Origin of the sequence: Rhizobium giardinii bv. giardinii H152, from assembly GCF_000379605.1 — a bacterium.
Classification (GTDB): Bacteria; Pseudomonadota; Alphaproteobacteria; order Rhizobiales; family Rhizobiaceae; genus Pararhizobium; species Pararhizobium giardinii.
The window spans coordinates 255,179-273,033 of sequence record NZ_KB902680.1 but is presented as its reverse complement, the minus strand read 5'-3'; the positions used below and the strand labels follow the sequence as shown (position 1 = coordinate 273,033).

General features: G+C 61.0%; 19 protein-coding genes. 6 read left to right on the top strand and 13 right to left on the bottom strand.

Annotation, left to right across the window (positions count from 1 at the left end; translation table 11 throughout):
* Positions 1-6 precede the first annotated feature (6 nt).
* The 3 genes from A3AY_RS0117090 to bglA all read right to left on the bottom strand — a co-directional run bounded on the left by A3AY_RS0117090 (position 7) and on the right by bglA (position 2,283).
* On the bottom strand, positions 7-303 hold the full coding sequence (locus tag A3AY_RS0117090) for a type II toxin-antitoxin system RelE/ParE family toxin (protein ID WP_018326880.1): 297 nt from the start codon (positions 301-303) through the stop codon (positions 7-9).
* The gene (locus A3AY_RS0117085; RefSeq protein WP_018326879.1) at positions 293-559 is read right to left on the bottom strand and encodes a type II toxin-antitoxin system ParD family antitoxin; all 267 of its coding nucleotides are present in this window, start codon (positions 557-559) and stop codon (positions 293-295) included. Before A3AY_RS0117085 ends, A3AY_RS0117090 begins: the two co-directional genes overlap by 11 nt.
* 77 nt (positions 560-636) lie before the next feature.
* The gene (gene bglA, locus A3AY_RS0117080; protein WP_018326878.1) at positions 637-2,283 is read right to left on the bottom strand and encodes a beta-galactosidase BglA; all 1,647 of its coding nucleotides are present in this window, start codon (positions 2,281-2,283) and stop codon (positions 637-639) included.
* A 27-nt stretch (positions 2,284-2,310) separates the two neighbouring features.
* Here bglA and A3AY_RS39200 point away from each other — a divergent pair, with 27 nt between their 5' ends.
* The 4 genes from A3AY_RS39200 to A3AY_RS0117060 all read left to right on the top strand — a co-directional run bounded on the left by A3AY_RS39200 (position 2,311) and on the right by A3AY_RS0117060 (position 4,866).
* Positions 2,311-2,547, top strand: coding sequence for a hypothetical protein (locus tag A3AY_RS39200; RefSeq protein WP_154663301.1), 237 nt, complete (start codon positions 2,311-2,313; stop codon positions 2,545-2,547).
* Positions 2,544-3,557, top strand: a complete 1,014-nt coding sequence (locus A3AY_RS0117070) for an Ldh family oxidoreductase (protein ID WP_018326876.1) — start codon at positions 2,544-2,546, stop codon at positions 3,555-3,557. The genes A3AY_RS39200 and A3AY_RS0117070 overlap by 4 nt, the downstream gene beginning before the upstream one ends.
* A gap of 67 nt (positions 3,558-3,624) precedes the next feature.
* Positions 3,625-4,545 (top strand): sugar kinase, encoded by a 921-nt coding sequence (locus tag A3AY_RS0117065; RefSeq protein ID WP_018326875.1) that lies wholly within the window; start codon positions 3,625-3,627, stop codon positions 4,543-4,545.
* Between the two features lie 69 nt (positions 4,546-4,614).
* On the top strand, positions 4,615-4,866 hold the full coding sequence (locus tag A3AY_RS0117060; protein ID WP_018326874.1) for a type II toxin-antitoxin system Phd/YefM family antitoxin: 252 nt from the start codon (positions 4,615-4,617) through the stop codon (positions 4,864-4,866).
* Between the two features lie 301 nt (positions 4,867-5,167).
* On the opposite strand, the gene der is transcribed toward A3AY_RS0117060, so the two are convergent.
* From der to A3AY_RS0117040, 3 genes are all read right to left on the bottom strand, one after another.
* Positions 5,168-6,592, bottom strand: coding sequence for a ribosome biogenesis GTPase Der (der, locus tag A3AY_RS0117050; RefSeq protein WP_018326872.1), 1,425 nt, complete (start codon positions 6,590-6,592; stop codon positions 5,168-5,170).
* 59 nt (positions 6,593-6,651) lie between these two features.
* Entirely contained in the window at positions 6,652-7,323 is a 672-nt protein-coding gene (locus A3AY_RS0117045; RefSeq protein WP_018326871.1) for a tetratricopeptide repeat protein, read from the bottom strand.
* A gap of 105 nt (positions 7,324-7,428) precedes the next feature.
* Complete coding sequence (locus A3AY_RS0117040) at positions 7,429-8,016, bottom strand: NnrU family protein (protein ID WP_026203536.1); 588 nt, start codon at positions 8,014-8,016, stop codon at positions 7,429-7,431.
* A 136-nt stretch (positions 8,017-8,152) separates the two neighbouring features.
* Here A3AY_RS0117040 and A3AY_RS0117035 point away from each other — a divergent pair, with 136 nt between their 5' ends.
* Positions 8,153-9,163, top strand: coding sequence for a polysaccharide deacetylase family protein (locus A3AY_RS0117035; RefSeq protein WP_026203535.1), 1,011 nt, complete (start codon positions 8,153-8,155; stop codon positions 9,161-9,163).
* Positions 9,164-9,174: 11 nt separating this feature from the next.
* On the opposite strand, the gene sbmA is transcribed toward A3AY_RS0117035, so the two are convergent.
* The 7 genes from sbmA to glpK all read right to left on the bottom strand — a co-directional run bounded on the left by sbmA (position 9,175) and on the right by glpK (position 16,068).
* Entirely contained in the window at positions 9,175-10,437 is a 1,263-nt protein-coding gene (sbmA, locus tag A3AY_RS0117030) for a peptide antibiotic transporter SbmA (RefSeq protein ID WP_018326867.1), read from the bottom strand.
* Between the two features lie 82 nt (positions 10,438-10,519).
* Positions 10,520-11,737 carry an MFS transporter gene (locus A3AY_RS0117025; protein ID WP_018326866.1) on the bottom strand — a complete coding sequence of 406 codons (1,218 nt, stop codon included), beginning with the start codon at positions 11,735-11,737 and terminating at the stop codon, positions 10,520-10,522.
* A gap of 87 nt (positions 11,738-11,824) precedes the next feature.
* Complete coding sequence (map, locus tag A3AY_RS0117020) at positions 11,825-12,574, bottom strand: type I methionyl aminopeptidase (protein WP_018326865.1); 750 nt, start codon at positions 12,572-12,574, stop codon at positions 11,825-11,827.
* Between the two features lie 78 nt (positions 12,575-12,652).
* Complete coding sequence (locus tag A3AY_RS0117015) at positions 12,653-13,711, bottom strand: LLM class flavin-dependent oxidoreductase (RefSeq protein WP_018326864.1); 1,059 nt, start codon at positions 13,709-13,711, stop codon at positions 12,653-12,655.
* A gap of 97 nt (positions 13,712-13,808) precedes the next feature.
* Complete coding sequence (locus A3AY_RS0117010; protein ID WP_026203534.1) at positions 13,809-14,231, bottom strand: type II toxin-antitoxin system VapC family toxin; 423 nt, start codon at positions 14,229-14,231, stop codon at positions 13,809-13,811.
* Entirely contained in the window at positions 14,228-14,506 is a 279-nt protein-coding gene (locus tag A3AY_RS0117005; protein ID WP_018326862.1) for a type II toxin-antitoxin system Phd/YefM family antitoxin, read from the bottom strand. Before A3AY_RS0117005 ends, A3AY_RS0117010 begins: the two co-directional genes overlap by 4 nt.
* Positions 14,507-14,574: 68 nt before the next feature.
* Positions 14,575-16,068, bottom strand: a complete 1,494-nt coding sequence (glpK, locus tag A3AY_RS0117000) for a glycerol kinase GlpK (RefSeq protein WP_018326861.1) — start codon at positions 16,066-16,068, stop codon at positions 14,575-14,577.
* A gap of 223 nt (positions 16,069-16,291) precedes the next feature.
* Here glpK and xdhA point away from each other — a divergent pair, with 223 nt between their 5' ends.
* The gene (xdhA, locus tag A3AY_RS0116995; protein ID WP_018326860.1) at positions 16,292-17,767 is read left to right on the top strand and encodes a xanthine dehydrogenase small subunit; all 1,476 of its coding nucleotides are present in this window, start codon (positions 16,292-16,294) and stop codon (positions 17,765-17,767) included.
* Positions 17,768-17,855: the final 88 nt, after the last annotated feature.

Below are 17,855 nucleotides of genomic sequence, written 5' to 3'. Positions count from 1 at the left end.
TGGCGGCTAACGCATCATATCTTCGGAGATATCGCGAAAGCCGCTCAGCACGCGAACAACGGTCAAAGTCGTTTCGCCGAATGTATAAAAGATGATGTAGTTGCCAACGGCAAAACTACGCAAATCGTCATGAAGTTCCGGCCTTGCTCGCCCGGCAACCGGTTGATTTGAAAGCATCAACAACGCAGATTGGACGCGGTCCAACAGTCGGTCCGCCGCCCCTTCATTGTCGCGCGCGATGTAACGCCATATCTCTATCAGATCGGCTTTCGCCCTTGGCAGCCGGCGGATTTCAAGCGCCACGAGCAAACTTGGCAGAAGCCAGACGCGCTTCTGACTTGATGTCATCCATATCCATTGGCCCGGATTCACCGCTTGCGAAACCTTCATCGATAGCGGCCTTCAATGCCTGCAGTTTCGCAGCACGAAGTTGCTCTCGCTCTTCCAGCACGCGCAGGCCATCACGCATGATTTCGCTGGCGCTGGAGTAACGGCCGCTTGCAAGAAGATCGCGAATGAAACCTTCGTAATGAGCGCCCAATGTATAGCTCGATGCCATGTCATAGCTCCTCAGAAACCAGCCCGAGAATATATCATTAAATGATACTTGTCTCCTCCCGATTGAACCCCCGGGGTTCAGGCTAACCGTCCACAAAATACATCCAGCGCCTCAAGCAGAATCTCGCCGTCGACCACCTTTGGTGCGAAGCCCGGCATCGGCACAGCCTCGCCAACCTTAACTCCCCTCGGCAGTTGAACCGCCTGCGGCCCGCGGCGCAAGTTGAAGACGAACAACAGCCTCTCGCCGTCCTTTTCCCGCGTGAAGGCCAGAATGTCCCGGTTGGTTTCGAGAAAGCTCATGCTGCCGTCCAGCAGGGATGCGTGTTTCTTTCGGAAAGCGAGCGTCTGCCGGTAATGGGCAAGAACCGAATCCGTCACCGTTTCCTGCTGGTCGACGGCCAACGCGCGGTGTGCAGTTGGAACCGGCAACCACGGCCTGGCAGTCGAAAACCCCGCATGGGGCGTCTCCTTCTCCCAGACCATCGGGGTGCGGCACCCGTCCCGCCCCTTGAAGGCCGGCCAGAAGCGGATACCGTAGGGATCGCGCAGGTCCGCCAGTTCGAGTTCCGCCTCCGGTAGTGCCAGCTCCTCGCCCTGATAGAGGCAGATCGAGCCGCGAAGCGCGGCAAGAACGGAGATCGCGAGCTTTGCCACACGTTCGCGTTCCTCCTCGGTCTGCACGAAACGGCTGGCATGGCGGGTAACGTCGTGGTTGGAAAAGGCCCAGCAGACCCAGCCATCGGTGACGGCGTCCTGAAAGGCCTGGACGCAGCGGCGAATATGGGTCGCGGTGAAATCCGGCCCCAGCAGGTCGAATGTGTAGCACATGTGCAGCTTGTCGCTGCCGCCGGTATAGGCCGCCACCGTCTTCAGCGACCGCGCCCCATCGCCCACTTCACCGACCGACGCACGATCGCTGAACTCATCGAGCAGGGCGCGAAAGCGTTGCAGGAAACCGATATTTTCCGGCTGTGTCTTGTCGTAGAGATGGTTCTGCATGCCATAGGGATTGACGTCAGGCGCGTCGAGGCCGATCGCATCTTCGTCATAAACCAGCGGCGGATTGTCCCGCAGTTCCTCGTCGTGGAAGTAAAAGTTGACGGTATCGAGCCGGAAACCATCGACGCCGCGCTTCAGCCAGAAGCGGACGGTTTCCAGCAATGCCTCTTGGACATCCGGATTGTGAAAATTGAGATCAGGCTGCGATCCCAAAAAATTGTGCATGTAATACTGCTTGCGCACGCCGTCCCATTCCCAGGCCGGACCGCCGAAGATCGACAACCAATTGTTCGGCGCGGTGCCGTCCGGTTTCGGATCGGCCCAGACGTACCAGTCGGATTTCGGATTGGTGCGATCCGAGCGGCTTTCCTTGAACCACGGATGCTGGTCGGACGTGTGCGAAATGACCTGGTCGATGATGACCTTCAGGCCCAGTTCGTGGGCTCTTTGCAGCATGGCGTCGAAATCGGCGAGCGTGCCGAACATCGGATCGACATCGCAGTAATCGGAGACGTCATAGCCCATGTCGGCCATCGGCGATGTGAAGAACGGCGACAGCCAGATGGCATCGACGCCGAGGCTGGCGATATAGGGCAGCCTCAGCATCACCCCCTTCAAGTCGCCGATGCCATCGCCCCTGGTATCCTGAAAGGAGCGCGGATAGACCTGATAGATCACCGCGCCGCGCCACCAATCCGGATTGGACTTCAAGGGAGATGCCATCAAAAGACTCCGCGATCACAAGGGAATATGCCGGAAGATGTATCGTCGCAGAAACAGCGAGTAAACGGCATTCCCCGCCGTCTGGGGAGATTGACGGACCGTGGTGCAAAAATGATGATAGGTTCCCGCCAGCCACACCAAGCGGAGAAGCCAGTGCAGCATCCGTTTCCGAACATCCTTGTGCCGATCCGCGAGCGCCAAAAATCCCGCATGATCTTTGGCAGCCTGGCCGTTCATGACGAAGCAACCCTGGAGATGAGATGAGCGAGAAGTGGATCTCATTCAGCTTTGCCCATGCGCGTGAATTCGCCGTTGCAGCACTCCTTGGAGCAGGCGCGAGCCCTGCCATGGCCGCATCTCTTGCCCGCGCCACGGTGGACGCCGACGCGCGCAGCCCGACGGCTGTCGGCTTTTCCCATCTCGTCGACTATCTCGACAGTCTCGTCGCCGGCCGCATCAACAACAAGGCGGAACCCAAGCGGACAGACCCCGCCCTCGCCCTGATCCGGGTGGATGCCGATGGCGGTATTGCGCAGCTGGGTTTCGACCTCGCCTTTGACGATCTGACCGACAAGGCCAGGACCTACGGCATTGCACTCTTTGCCCAATTCAACAGCTTTACATCCGGCGAACTCGGCGACTATGTCTACCGACTGGCGCAACAGGGCCTCGTTGGCTTGGCCGCCACCAACGGTCCCGCGCTGATTGCCGGGTCGGGCAGCGCAAAACCGGTCTATTGCACCAACCCGCTCGCCTTCGCAGCCCCCCGCAGGAATGGCGCGCCGCTCCTCATCGACCAATCCTCCAGCGCCACCGCTTTCGCCCGGATTCGCGAGGCGGCGGCACGCGGCGAACCGATCCCGGCAGGCTGGGCGGTCGATGCGACGGGGCACCCCACAACCGATGCGAAGGAGGCGATGAGGGGCGCGATGCTTGCCTTTGGCGGCGCACGCGGCGCCAATATCGCATTGATGGTCGAGGTATTGGCGGCGGGTCTGAGCGGCGCCAACTGGTCGCTCGATGCGCCGGATTTCATGAGCGGCGACAGGACGCCCGGCAGCGGCCTCACCGTCATCGCTATCGCCCCCGCTCTACTCGACGGAGGCTTCGAAGACCGGCTCGCCGCGCAGTTGCAGCGGCTTTCAGGCGGCTACGGCGTCCATATCCCCGGCGTCTCGAAATTCGAGGCCCTGAACCGCGCACGGGGAGACGGCATCCGCTTGCCTTCCGCGCTGGTAAGCCGTATCTCGGCTTTCGCAAGAAGGCGCGACTAAAGCGCCGCGCGTCCAATACGGCGCGCAAAGGACGCGTTAGAACTTGAAAAATGGGCGGGAGGATTTCATGGCAGGCAGGCTGCTTTCGATCGGCGAATGCATGGTGGAACTGATGCAGGCCGAGGGTGATCTCCTGCGCAAGGGCTATGCCGGCGACAGCTTCAATACCGCCTATTACGCCCGGCTGTTTCTGCCTGAGGACTGGTCCGTCGACTATTTCACGGCGGTCGGCACCGATACGGTTTCCGACGAGATGCTTGCCTTTATCGAAAAGACCGGCGTCGGCACCGGTTACATCCGCCGTATCGAGGGCCGTACGCCGGGGCTCTACATGATCCATCTGAAGGATGGCGAACGCAGCTTTTCCTACTGGCGCTCGGTCTCCGCCGCCAAACTGCTTGCCGACGACGCCGACCACCTGCGTAAGGCCGCCGAAGCCTCCGATATCCTCGTCTTTTCGGGCATCACGCTGGCCATCCTTGCGCCGAACGCCGTCGAGACGCTGCTCCTGGAACTGCGCCGCGCCAAGGCTGCCGGCAAGCTCGTCGTCTTCGATCCCAACATCCGCCCGCGACTGTGGGACGACAACACCCGTATGCTGGAAACCATATCCGCCGGCGCCCGCGCCTCCAGCCTCGTCATGCCGAGCTTCGACGATGAAGCAACCCATTTTGGCGACGCGGATGTTGCGGCAACGATCACGCGGTATCGCAGTCTCGGCGTGGAGAACGTCGTCGTGAAGGATGGGGCAAAGGGCGTGACGCTGAGCTTCGGCGGAGGCGCCTCTGAATTCGTTCCCTCGGCCAAGGTGGAGAAGATCGTCGATACGACCAGCGCCGGTGACAGCTTCAACGGCGCGTTCCTCGCCCGCTACGCCGCCGACGGCGATCCTGTCGCGGCGGCACGGTTCGCTGCGCAGACGGCGGCCGCAGTCATTCAGCATCACGGCGCACTGGTCGCCAGGGACAAGCTGGAAGCCCTGTTCTAAATCGCGGCATTTCGCAATTCGCCGCGCTAAATACTATCCTTAGCTAAGTCTAGCCCAAGGATCCGACCGATGACCAAGGTAAACATGCTGGAAGCGAAAACCCGGCTTTCACAGCTTGTCAGCGCCATCGAGGACGGCACGGAAAACGAAATCATCATCGCCCGAGATGGCAAGCCGGCGGCGAGACTGGTCCCGATCATCAAAGAAAAAGGGCTGCGACGCCTGGGATTGCTTGACGGACAATTTCCGGACATGTCGCTGGAAAACTTCAGCGCGCTGGATGAGGATGTCGCCAAGCTTTTCGGTGTCGATACCGAATGAGGTTGCTCCTCGATACCCATGTCGCGATAGGGCGTTTGACTTTCCCCTGCGCCGCGCCGGTGCGCCGCCTTTAGACGGGGAGGACGCGGCTCGGTATTTCAAGACTGTCGGATACAGTTTTCTCGACATTTCAGTTGAGCACGCGGCCGCGAGCGGACATCTAAAAACAGTTCATGCTGACCCGTTCGACCGCCTGCTGATCGCGCAGGCGGTGACGGAACCGCTGACCTTGATCACACGCGACAGCAAGGTCGCAAGCTACAGTCCCACCTTCATCACGTGGTAGGCTCAAGCCAGCTATTCATTTCCGCTTCTTGCGGTTCTCGAACGGGTTTTCCGATGCCCTCAGATGGATGCGGATCGGCACGCCGGGCATCTGGAAATCGTTGCGCAGACCGTTGGTCAGGTAGCGGATATAGCTTTCCGGCACGGCGTCGGGGCGCGTGCAGGAAATCATGAAGCCCGGCGGACGGGCTTTCACCTGGGTCATGTATTTCAGCTTCAGGCGGCGGCCCGACACGGCCGGCGGCGGATGCTGCACCTGCTGATGTTCGAGCCAGCGATTGAGCTTGGCGGTCGAAATGCGGCGGTTCCAGACCTTGTCGGTATCGATGATCGACTGCATCAGCTTGTCGAGGCCGTAGCCCGTCTGGCCGGAAATCGGCACGGCACGGATGCCGCGGGCCTGCGGCAGCAGGCGCTCGGTCTTTTCTCTGAGATCGGCAAGCAACGCCTGCGGGTCTTCTACCAGATCCCACTTGTTGAAGGCGAGGATCGGCGCGCGACCTTCACGGATCACCAGATCCGCAAGCTGCAGATCCTGCTTTTCGAAGGGGATGGTCGCATCGAAGACGATGACGACGGCTTCGGCAAAGCGGATGGAGCGCAGGCTGTCGGCGACGGAGAGCTTTTCCAGCTTTTCCTGCACCCGCGCCTTCTTGCGCATCCCGGCGGTGTCGAACATCTTGATGGTGCGACCGCGCCAGTCCCATTCGACCGAGATGCTGTCGCGGGTAATGCCAGCCTCGGGACCGGTCAGCAGGCGGTCTTCGCCGAGAAAGCGGTTGATCAGCGTCGACTTGCCGGCATTCGGACGGCCGATGATCGCCACCCGCAAAGGCTTGGTGTCGTCATATTCCGGCTCGAAGTCCTCGTCGTCTTCCGCTCCCTCATCACCGCGAAGGTCGACATCGGTCTCGGCTTCGTCGATTTCCGGCGGAAAAGCGCGGTCCTCGCCGAGCGCTTCGACAATCGCATCGCGCAGATCGATCATGCCTTGGCCGTGCTCCGCCGAAATGGCGACCGGCTCGCCGAGGCCCAATGTGAAGGCGTCGTAATAACCGCCGTCCGAGCCCTTGGCCTCGGATTTGTTGGCAACCAGCACGACCGGCTTGCCGCGACGGCGCAGCATCTCGCCGAGCGTCTCGTCGGCCGGGGTCAAACCATGTTTGGCGTCGACGACGAAAAGCGTCAGGTCAGCCTCTGCGATCGCCGCCTCCGTCTGCGCCCACATGCGCCCCTGCAGGGTCTCAGGCCCCGACTGCTCGAGGCCGGCGGTGTCGATGATGGTGAAGCGCAGGTCCACGAGCTTGGCGTCGCCCGGCCGCCTGTCGCGGGTAACGCCCGGCGTATCATCGACAAGCGCCAGCTTCTTGCCAACCAGACGGTTGAACAGCGTGGATTTGCCGACATTGGGGCGCCCGACGATGGCGACGGTGAAGTTCATCAAGTTATCCTGTCTTCTTCAGAGCATCATGCCCTGGCACTTGTTTTTGAAACGTCCGGTCAGGCCGCCTTGCCGCTGGCGGCGATCAGGTCGAGCAGCATCTGGGCGCGGTTCGCCAGATTGCGCGGGGTTTCGGCATCATCGACGATCTGCTGGAACCACGTCTTTGCCTTTGCCATATCGCCGACCTTGTAGGCTGCGAGCCCCAGGGCTTCGCGCGCCGAATGGCGCATGCCGTTACCCGGGACGGCGAGTTGCTCGGCTTCGGCCGAAACCTGCTCATAGGTGCCGGTATCGATCAGCAGATAGGCCGCACGCATCCGGGCGGCATCGCGCATCGCCTGCGGCAGGCTGGCATCCTTGGCAATGTCGGAGAAAGCCTGAACGGCAGCGGCGACATCACCCTTCTGCGCGGTAAGCGTCGCCGCGCGCATCTTTGCCAGCACCGGATAGGCGCCGTAGCCTTCCTTCTCGAGTGCCGTCAGAGCCGCCAGAGCCTCGTCGGCCTTGTTTTCCTTGGAAAGCGTCAGGGCCGCCAGAAACTGGTCGCCCGACTGCGAAGCCGAGGTTTCGTGCCAGTATTCGTAACCCACCTTGCCGATGGTCCCGAGAACAATGAGGATGGCGATCCCGATGATGACGCCGCCAAAGCGCGTCCAGGCGGCCTTGACCTGCTCGGAGCGCAGTTCTTCGTTGACCTCGCGAATAAAGCTGTCGTCCTGGTTCGCCATTTCCTGTTCCGGTTGCCCGGCCTTCCCTGCAAAGATGAAAGTAAGATTGCGCGCTTCTAGCGTATTTTGAGGCCGTTGTAAGGGGGCACGCGCATTTAGCCCTGTTTAGCTGATGACAATCGGGGCAACACCGATCAGCCACTCGTGCAATTTCCAGACAAACAGGCCATAGGCGACAGCACCGATGACTACCGCCAGCAGGTCGTTGGACGTGGAACGAAAGACCGGCAGCACCTTTTCGCCCGCCCGCTCCCGCCGCTTCAGCGAGATGCGCAGAATGACCGCCCAGGCCAGGAACGAACCGAACAGCAATACCGAAGAGGTCTCGCCATTGGCGAGCAGATGGGCGAGCGCCCAGATCTTGATCGACAGGACCTGCGGATGCTTGACCGCGACGGCGATGCGGCCTGCCGGCAGAAAGCCGGCGGCGAGACAGATGAAGGCAAGCAACATCAAGAGCAGCGAAATGTGCTTCAGGAAGACCGGCGGGTTGTAAAGCATGCCGGTGACCGCCCTCGCCTCGCCGAAGCCGTAGATGATCAGCAGGAGGCCGACGAGGCTGATGGCCGTATAAATGCCCATCCAGGCGCCCTTGCCCTGGCGCTCGATGACCGAGGCACGCAGGCCAGGTGCCACGACGCGCACGAGATGCATGCCGAGAAAGATGACGATGCCCAGAAGAAGAAGTGTCATGAAGCCCATCCGCCGTTTGTGAGATTTTCTGCCTCTTCGAATAGCCGGATCGGAGGCAAGATTCCAGCGCGATCAAAGGATTGCCTTATTCATGAGGCAGGGGTCGCAACTCCGCACCCGCCTCCAAGGTTTCCGCATGCCCAGATTTCTCGCCGCTCCCGGCCTTGCTCTTGCCTTGGCCCTGGTCCCCGCCCTCGCCCAGGCGGCACAACCACTTGCTACAGCAGGCCGAAAACAGCTTGTCCTCATCTCCTTCGACGGCGCCCACGACAACAGGCTTTGGGAAAAGAGCCTGGAGATGGGCAAGCGGACGGGCGCGCATTTCACCTACTTTCTCTCCTGCACCTTCCTGATGACGCGAGCGGAGGGCGGCAAGACGTATCAGGCGCCCGGACAGAAGGCCGGACGCTCCAATGTCGGCTTTGCCCAGAGCCGCGAGGAAATACAGGCTCGCGTGCGCCACATCTGGCAGGCGCACCAAACCGGCCACGATATCGGCAGCCACGCCTGCGGCCATTTCGACGGCAAGGGCTGGAGCGCGGCCGACTGGACACAGGAATTCACCGCCTTCCACACCGCGCTCTTGAACGCCTGGAAGGCCGGTGGCATCGAGGGCGAGGAGCCTCAAGGCTGGGCGGATTTCGCCGCAAACGACATCAAGGGATTTCGCGCGCCCTATCTCTCCCTAAGCGATGGCCTGCTGCCCGCGCTGAAAAAGACCGGCTTTACCTATGATGCGAGCCTCGTCACCAAAGGCCCCGGCTGGCCATCGGACGCCGACGGCATGCCGCGTTTCGGCCTGCCTCTCATTCCGGAAGGCCCGCAACAGCGCCGCGTGATCGGCATGGACTACAATCTCTTCATCCGCCATTCGATGGGCGTGGAAAACCGAAAGGACAGCGCCCTCTTCGAGGAGCGCACGCTCGACGCCTACCGCAAAGCGTTCGAGGCGCAGTACGAGGGCGGCCGCATTCCGCTGCAACTCGGTTTCCACTTCGTCGAAATGAATGGCGGCGCCTATTGGCGGGCGCTCGACCGGTTCCTGACCGAGACCTGCAGCAAGCCCGATGTCGCCTGCGTCAGCTACGCCGAGGCGCTGCCGCTGATTGGGGATGAGAAGAAGGCGGCCGAAGCCGCCTCCCAATAGTGCCCTGAAGATCAGGCAAGGCTTTCATTCTCGCCGGCTTCGATAAATTCGCGGTCGATTGCCGGCAGAGGTTCCCCCTCCATCGCGGCCTCGAACGCCTGAAGACGTTTGTAGATCGAAATCAGCTCAATCACCGTCGGCCAGGAATTGACGAGGTACTGGAAAGAACTCGTGACCTGCGTAAAGGCGCCCTGAATCTGCTGCATGAGGCCAAAGGTGATCGTCGCCCCAACGATCGACGGAACCATAAGGAACAAGGGGAAGATATTGTCTGTCTGCAGATAAAAATATCGGGCGACGTTGAAGTAGGTGTAGTGGAAATACAGCCTGAAATAGTTCTTGCGGACGTTGCTGAACAATTCCTGAATCGTCAGGGGTTGAGCACGGTCAGCATGGTCTTCACCATACACGAGTTCCTTTCGATATGCCGCCTCGACACGTTGATTGCGGAACTCCAGGCCAGGCAGCCTCACCCCAACGATCGCCAACATGACCGTACCGAAGATTGACCAGGCAATTGCCGCAATGACGAGCGGATACGGTATCGCCCCGACGATAGGCAACTCTTTGATATTACTCGACAGCGCATGGAGCACCGGCAGAAACGCAATGAGCGTCATGACGGAGTCGATCAGGCGGACACCAAGCCCTTCGACCGTCGTCGCAAACCGCATCGTATCTTCCTGAATGCGCTGCGAAGCGCCCTCGATGTGGCGCACTTTGGGCCAGACCGAATAGTAGAAATCGTTCATGGCGGTACGCCAACGGAACAGATAGTGGCTGGTAAAGAAACTGATCAGGACTGCCGAAATAATGTAGACCGTGGCGAGTTGGAAGAAGATGAAGGCATAGCCATAGATTTCCGATGCTTGAACAGTGTTTGGCGCCTTCAACGCCTCGACAATGCGATCATATGTCGGACGACGCCAATTGTTGAGCGCAACGCTGATATCGACCGAGAAATAGACCGTGAAAATGATGAAGGTAGATCCCCAGACCGACCATGATTTCCAGGGGTGCTCAGCTGCGTAGAAATGCCAGAAGAGGCAGAAGAGCACCATGGAGGAGATGAAATAGATATAGAACCAGATGGAAGCCGTCGTGAAGAAATGCCCAAGGCCGATGGGGGGCTCCTGACCGGGGCCTAGTTGCGGCAGACCAAACTGGGCTCCGATGTCGGCCCCGACCGAGTACCATATGGCAACCACAACGATCGTCCAAAGCAGTGCGGAGGGGAAAAACAGCTTCGGATTGGGAAAGAAGGAATGGAACAAGGCTTGCACTCGCGTTTCTTGGGGCGGGCGAACGCCCGCGCTTCGATGCGCCGAACCTAGGGCAAAAGCCCTCACCTGCCAATCACGACAAGCTAATGTTACCGTTATTTAATCGCGGCCACGTGCGACGCATCTGGACGCCGGTCAGCGCTGCACAGAAAAGCAGTACGCCTGCCGCGAGCAATGTCGGCGCGGAAAAACTGCCGCTGCGCTCGGCGAGCAAGCCCGCGACGAGCGGCCCGACGATCTGGCCGACGCCGAAGGCGGCGGTCATGAAGGCGAGCGCCTTGCGCGGGCTTTGGGGTGCCAGCGCCCGGCCGATCTGCAGGCCATAGGCGGTGACCATGATGAACGTCGCACCGAGCATCAGACCGCCGATCAGCGGCGCGTAGGGTGACGGCAGGGCGACTGCCAGCACAAGGCCGACAGATTCGACCAGCAGCCCTGCCAGATAGACCCCGACGATCCCCAGTCGCGGCACGGCACGGTGCCAGGCATGCACCGATACGGCGGCGCTCAGGCCGGTGATCAGCCATGCGAAGAATTCGATGCTGTGATCGGTCGCGCCCTGGCGCGCCATCGCGACAAGGAAGGTGGCGGTGATGACGTAGCCGAAGCCGAACAGGCCATAGGTGAGCGTGATGACGACAAGCGGCCGGGTCCAGCGGAGCGGTTTTTCCTTGCCGCCGGTCCGGTGCCCCGCTGGTCCTTCCGGCAGCAGCGCGGCCACGATGAGCGTGCCGAGACAGGCGATGACGGCGCCGCCGAACCAGGCCACCTGCCAGCTTGCGAAATCACCGAAACCGCCGGCCGGCAGCAGGAACACCATCAGCGAGGAAACCGCGATGCCCATGCCGACACCGCCGAAATGCACCGACTGGACATGCGGATTGGCGGCGGCAAGCCCCCTGCTGAGCACGATCGCAGACGTGAAGATCATCGTAAAGGCGCTGGCCAGACCGGCAAGAAAGCGAATGACGGAAAACCACAGAAGCGACGATGTCAGCCCCATGGCCAGCAGCAGCACCGCCGTCGCAACCAGCGCCGAAAGGGCAATGGCCCTCTCCCGTCCTGCCGCCCAACCATAGCCTGCGGCAACCGCTCCCAGCAGATAGCCGATGAAATTGGCGGACGCGACGATCCCGGCGTCGGCGGGCGTCAGGCCGAGACCGGCCATCATGCCGGGCAGGATAGGCGTGTAGGAAAAGCGCCCGAAACCCATGGCTGCCGCCATGGCGATGGCACCGGCAAACGCCGTGGGAGCAAGGCTCCGGTTCAAAGGACGGTCCAGCGTCGTCATACCACCGTTATTGCAACGCAGCATGGCAAACACAAACGACAAAATTTGATGCAGTCGTTCAAGGACGTGAATAGTCGCCCTTGCGGATCAACCCGGAAGGGTGACGACCATGGGCCCATTGCGCGTGACGACCACCGTATGTTCGTACTGAACGGTCGGCGCGCGCGGCTCGCTGTAGAGCGTCCATTCGTCATCGCCGCCTTCGGCCCATTGGGCGCCCAGCGACAGGAAGGGCTCGATTGTGAACACCATGCCGTCGGTCATCCTGCGCTTCTCGTGCTTGTCCGGCCAGGTGGCGATTTCCGTCGGCTCCTCGTGCAGCGACCGGCCGACGCCGTGGCTCGCCAGGTTGGTAACGAGCGTATAGCGGTTCTTCCTGGCGAAGCTCCCGATGGCATTGCCGATCGCCGCCAGCGGCTTGCCTGCCTTGACCTCATTCAGGCCGACCCACATGGCGCGCTTGCCGTCGCGGCAAAGCCGCTCGATCTGCGGCTTGATTGGCGGAACCGCAAAGGAGGAACCGGTGTCGGCAAACAGCCCGTTCTTCTCGGCCGAGACGTCGATGTTGACCAGATCGCCGGCTTGGATGACGCGCGCTCCGGGAATACCGTGGGCGATCTCTTCATTGACGCTGATGCAGGTCGCGCCGGGGAAATTATATGTGAGTTCGGGCGCCGAGCGGGCGCCGGCATCCTCGAGCACCTTTCGGCCGATGGCATCGAGCTCCGCCGTGGTGATGCCGGGCTCGAGAGCGGCGCCCATGATCTGCACCGCATTGGCGCAGATGCGGCCGATTTCCTTCAACCGCTGCAGGTCTTCGTCATTGTTGAGGGTCATTGTTTCTCGCTTTCGGCGGTCTATGTAACGCGCCGAAAGCGGCCAATCCAGACGCCAATTGCAGGAAAAGCGGCGATATCAGGCGGTTTCCGCCTGCTGCGCATCTTCGGCCAAAGCCGCGCGCACCAGCGGCGCCACCTTCGTGCCGTAGAGTTCGATGCCGCGCATGATCTGGTCATGCGGCATCAGGCCGATCGCCATCTGCAGCAGGAACCGGTCATTCCTGAAGATCCGCTGGTGCCGGACGATCTTTTCCGCGACCGTTTCAGGATCGCCGAGAAACAGATTACCGTTTGGCCCGATCGCCTGGTTGAAATGCGACCGGTTGGTCGGCCCCCAACCGCGCTCGCGACCGATGCGGTTCATCACTTCCGCCTGCGGACCGTAGAACTGGTCGGCCGCAGTCTCTGTGGTGTCGGCGATGAAACCGTGCACATTGATGCTGGTCTTCAGTTTGGCGGCATCCTGCCCGGCGCGGCGGGCGGCCTCGCGGTAGAGATCGAAGAGCGGCGCATAACGGGCCGGCTCACCGCCGATGATGGCGAGCGCCACCGGCAGGCCGAGCGCACCGGCGCGCGCCACCGATTGCGGCGTGCCACCGACGGCAATCCAGACCGGCAGCGGATCGTTGAGCGGGCGCGGATAGACGCCCCGGCCGTTGATCGGCGCACGCTTCTCGCCCGCCCAGGTCACCTTCTCGCCCGCGCGTATGGCCAGCAGCAGGTCCAGTTTCTCGGCAAACAACTGGTCGTAGTCTTCGAGGTCGTAGCCGAACAGCGGGAAGGATTCGATGAACGATCCGCGCCCCGCCATGATTTCGGCGCGACCGTTGGAGATGAGGTCAAGCGTCGCAAACTGCTGGAACACCCGGACCGGATCGTCCGAACTCAGCACCGTGACGGCGCTTGTCAGCGTGATATTTTTCGTGCGCGACGCAGCGGCGGCAAGGATCATCGCCGGAGCAGACGCGACGTAATCCGGGCGATGATGTTCGCCAAGCCCGAAGACATCGAGCCCGACCTGATCGGCGAGTTCGATCTCCTCGATAAGATGCCGCACCCGCTCCTCGCCTTCCCGGCCGCGCCCGGTGGGCGCCTCGGGATGAACGTCTCCGAATGTGTATAGACCGAGTTCCATGACTTCCTGCCTTGTCAGCCAGAATTGCAAGCGTTGTTAACCATAGAAACGATGAAGACACAGCACGAAAGGCGAAACACTACGTTTCTCCTGGCTCTCAAATCTGCCAGGGATTGAGTATTTGGACACCCGTTCCCTGAAAGTCGCGAATATTGCGCGTCACCACGGTGAAATCCGTTTGAAGCGCAGTAGCCGCGATGAACGCGTCGCGCTCTGCGCGCTCGTCCGGAACATGAAGAGTGGCGCATGTCAGGGCAATTGGGAGATCAATGTTCAATATGCGCCCCGCAAAGGCCGGAATAATCTGATCATCCAGCCATCGGCGCATCTTGGCAGCTTGGAGCCGATCCCTCCTCTCAAGCAACAGGATACCGATTTCCAGCTCAAAAAGAGTGACAACAGAAACAAAGAGAGCTGATGGCGAAACCGTTTTCGACCAAGCGAAAACCGCCGGATCACACATTCCTTTCTTCACCTTTCGCAGTTCCGAAAGGACATTCGTATCTAAAAGATACATCAGGAAAAGTCGGGGATTTTCAAACCCCAATCACCACCGAGCCGGGGTGGCTCGAAATCGATGTCGTCGTCGGCCGGCATAGACAGCAGTTCCGCGATGGTTTTTTCCTTCACAGGCTCGGCCGCCTTCGGTTCGGTCAATCTTCGGTATTCCTCGATCGACAACAGCACATGTGCCGGCCGGCCCCGGTCGGTGATGAAAACCGGGCCGCTTTCCGCCGCTTTCTTGGCGCGGCCAGTATCCTGATTGAATTCACGGCTCGAAAGAGTGGTGACCATCCGCGTCCTCCGGCAAATTGTAGCAACGTTACTACATTTAACATCGGGCAGCAACGTTTCAACGTTTCCTAGCCTTCGCTCAACGTCCGCCGCACGGCATCCTTCCAGCCCTTGATCTTCGTCTTCCGTGTTGCCTCGTCCATCTTCGGCTCGAACCGGTGGTCCTTTGCCCAGGATTTGGCGAAATCCTTCTGGTTCGGCCAGACTCCTGCGCGGCTGCCGGCGAGCCAGGCCACGCCAAGCGCGGTGGTTTCAAGGATGGTCGGACGGTCCACCGGGGCGTCGAGCAGATCGGCCAGGCGCTGCATGGTCCAGTCGGACACCACCATGCCGCCATCGACGCGCAGGACGGTTTCCTTGCCGTCGCTCCTCCAGTCCTTGTGCATTGCGTCGAGAAGGTCGCGCGTCTGGTAGCAGACGGCCTCGAGAGCTGCGCGGGCAAACTCCGCCGGGCCCGTGTTGCGCGTCATGCCGAAGATCGCGCCGCGTGCGTCCGGATCCCAATGCGGGGCGCCCAGACCGGTAAAGGCCGGCACGAGATAGACCTCCTGCGACGGATCGGCGCTCTCGGCGAGCGTCCCGGCATCCGGAGCCGCCTTGATCACCTTCAGCCCGTCGCGCAGCCATTGTACGGAAGCGCCGGCGACAAAAATCGAGCCTTCCAGCGCATAGGTGGTTTCGCCGTCGAGACGATAGGCGATCGTCGTCAGAAGGCGGTTCTTCGAGCGGACGATGTCCTTTCCGGTGTTGAGAAGTGCGAAACAGCCGGTGCCGTAGGTCGATTTCATCATGCCGGGCTGAAAGCAGGCCTGACCGATGGTTGCGGCCTGCTGGTCACCGGCAACGCCGAGGATCGGGACTTCCGCCCCGAGGATCGACGCTTCGGTGACGCCGAAATCAGCGGCGCAATCGAGGACCTGCGGCAGCATTGCTTCGGGAACGCGCAGGATATCCAACAGGTCGCGGTCCCACTCGTTGGTGGCGATGTTGTACATCAGCGTACGAGAGGCATTGGTCGCGTCGGTGACGAAAGACTTGCCGCCCGTCAACCGCCAGATCAGGAATGTGTCGATCGTGCCGAAGCAGAGTTCGCCCTTGGATCCGCGGGTGCGCGCGCCCTTCACATTGGCGAGCATCCAGGAGAGTTTGGTACCGGAGAAATAGGGATCGAGCAAAAGGCCGGTCTTCTTGGTGAAGGTCTTTTCCAGCCCCTGCCGCTTCAGCTTGTCGCAATAGGAGGCGGTGCGGCGGTCTTGCCAGACGATGGCATTGTGGATCGGCTTGCCACTCTCGCGCTCCCAGACGACGACCGTCTCGCGCTGATTGGTGATGCCGATCGCTGAAAGGTCGCTCGCCTTGATGCCGGCCTTGCGGATGGCTTCCTTGATCGTCGAGGCGACCGTGTCCCAGATCTCTTCGGGATCATGCTCCACCCAGCCGGATTTCGGGAAAAGCTGCTTGAATTCCTTCTGCCCGGAACCGATCACCCTCTGCTTCGCGTCAAAAACGATCGCGCGGCTCGAGGTCGTGCCCTGATCGATTGCGAGAACATATCCGCTCATTCTGCCCCTCCCAGCGTTTCTGAGCCTGCCGATCTCTCCTCAAGACGGCACGCGTTTCAAAAACTTCAATACGATACAAAAACGAATGTCAAACGAAAACAAAACGCAAATCACCGCACTTTCGCGCTGCAGGCGAAGCAGGGACTGCAGCGGGAAAAACGCAATTGTCACGCTGCCTGTTTTAGGCATAGTTTCCAGTGTGGATACAACAAGAAGAGACCGCATGACCAAGTCCGCCGGCAGCATCCGCTTTATTCTGAATGACCGGGACATCGCGCTGACGTCAGTGTCGCCAACCGGGACGCTGCTCGACTTCCTGCGCCTGGAGCGGCGCTTGACGGGAACCAAGGAAGGTTGCGCCGAGGGCGATTGCGGTGCCTGCACCGTTCTCGTCGGCCGGCTCGCTGGCGACGATCTCGTCTACGAAAGCGTCAATGCGTGCATCCGTTTCACCGGATCGCTCAATGCGACCCATGTCGTCACCGTCGAGCACCTGGCCGCAAAGGACGGAGCGCTGCACCCCGTGCAGCAGGCCATGGTCGATTATCACGGCTCGCAGTGCGGCTTCTGCACGCCCGGCATCGTCATGTCGCTCTACGGGCTGTGGCTGTCGAAGGACAATCCAGGCCGCGCCGAGATCGAAAAGACGCTGCAAGGCAATCTCTGTCGGTGCACGGGCTACGAGCCGATCGTCAAGGCAGCTGAGGCGGTCGGCACGATAAGGCCTGATTCGGTGTTCGACCCGCTGATGAAGGCGCGCCAGGATATTACAGCCCGCCTCAAGGCAATCCGCAGCAATGAAACTATCTCGATCGGCGATGAAGCGGCCAGGCTCATCGTTCCCGGCTCGGCCGCGGCCCTGGCCGACGTTCTCGACAGCTATCCGCAGGCGACCGTGGTCGCCGGCTGCACCGATGTCGGTCTCTGGATCACCAAGCAGATGCGCGCAATCAATCCGGTCATCTTCATCAACGGCATCGAGGAACTGCAGTCGATCGAGGAGACGCAAGAGGGCATTGTCATTGGCGCAGGCGTGACCTATTCGGCGGCTTTCGACCTGATCTCGGCGTGCTACCCCGCCTTCGGTCGCCTGCTTGACCGGCTCGGCGGCGAGCAGGTGCGCAATATGGGCACGATCGGCGGCAATGTCGCCAATGGCTCGCCGATCGGCGACAGCCCGCCGCCGCTGATCGCACTCGGTGCCAGCGTGACGCTGCGCTCGAAAGGCGGACGGAGGACCATTCCGCTTGAGGACTATTTCATCGAATATGGACGGCAGGATCGCAGGCCCGGAGAATTCGTCGAGAGCGTCTTCGTCCCCAGTCTGCCCGATGGCGAGCTGTTCTCTGTCTATAAAGTCTCAAAGCGTCGTGACGAGGACATTTCCGCCCTGTGTGGCGCGTTCCGTATAGGACTCGATGGCGGCAACCGGGTGCAGTCGGCGAGGATTGCGTTTGGCGGCATGGCCGGAACGCCCAAGCGGGCAACGCAGGTCGAAGCGGCGCTGATCGGGCAGCCCTGGAACGAAGAGACGATCAAGACGGCGCAAGCAGCCTTTGAACAGGATTATCAGCCACTGACCGACTGGCGAGCCACGGCAACCTATCGCATGCTGGCCGCAAAGAACCTGCTGATGCGGTTTTTTCTGGAAACGGCCGGCGAAAGGGCAGAGCTCGTTCGGTTCGAGGAGACAGCATGAGCGCTCGCAATCCGATGTTGGGACTGCCCCTAGCCCTCTCCCCGCACGCGGGGAGAGGGGACGACGGAGAGCACCGCTTGTCCCTTCT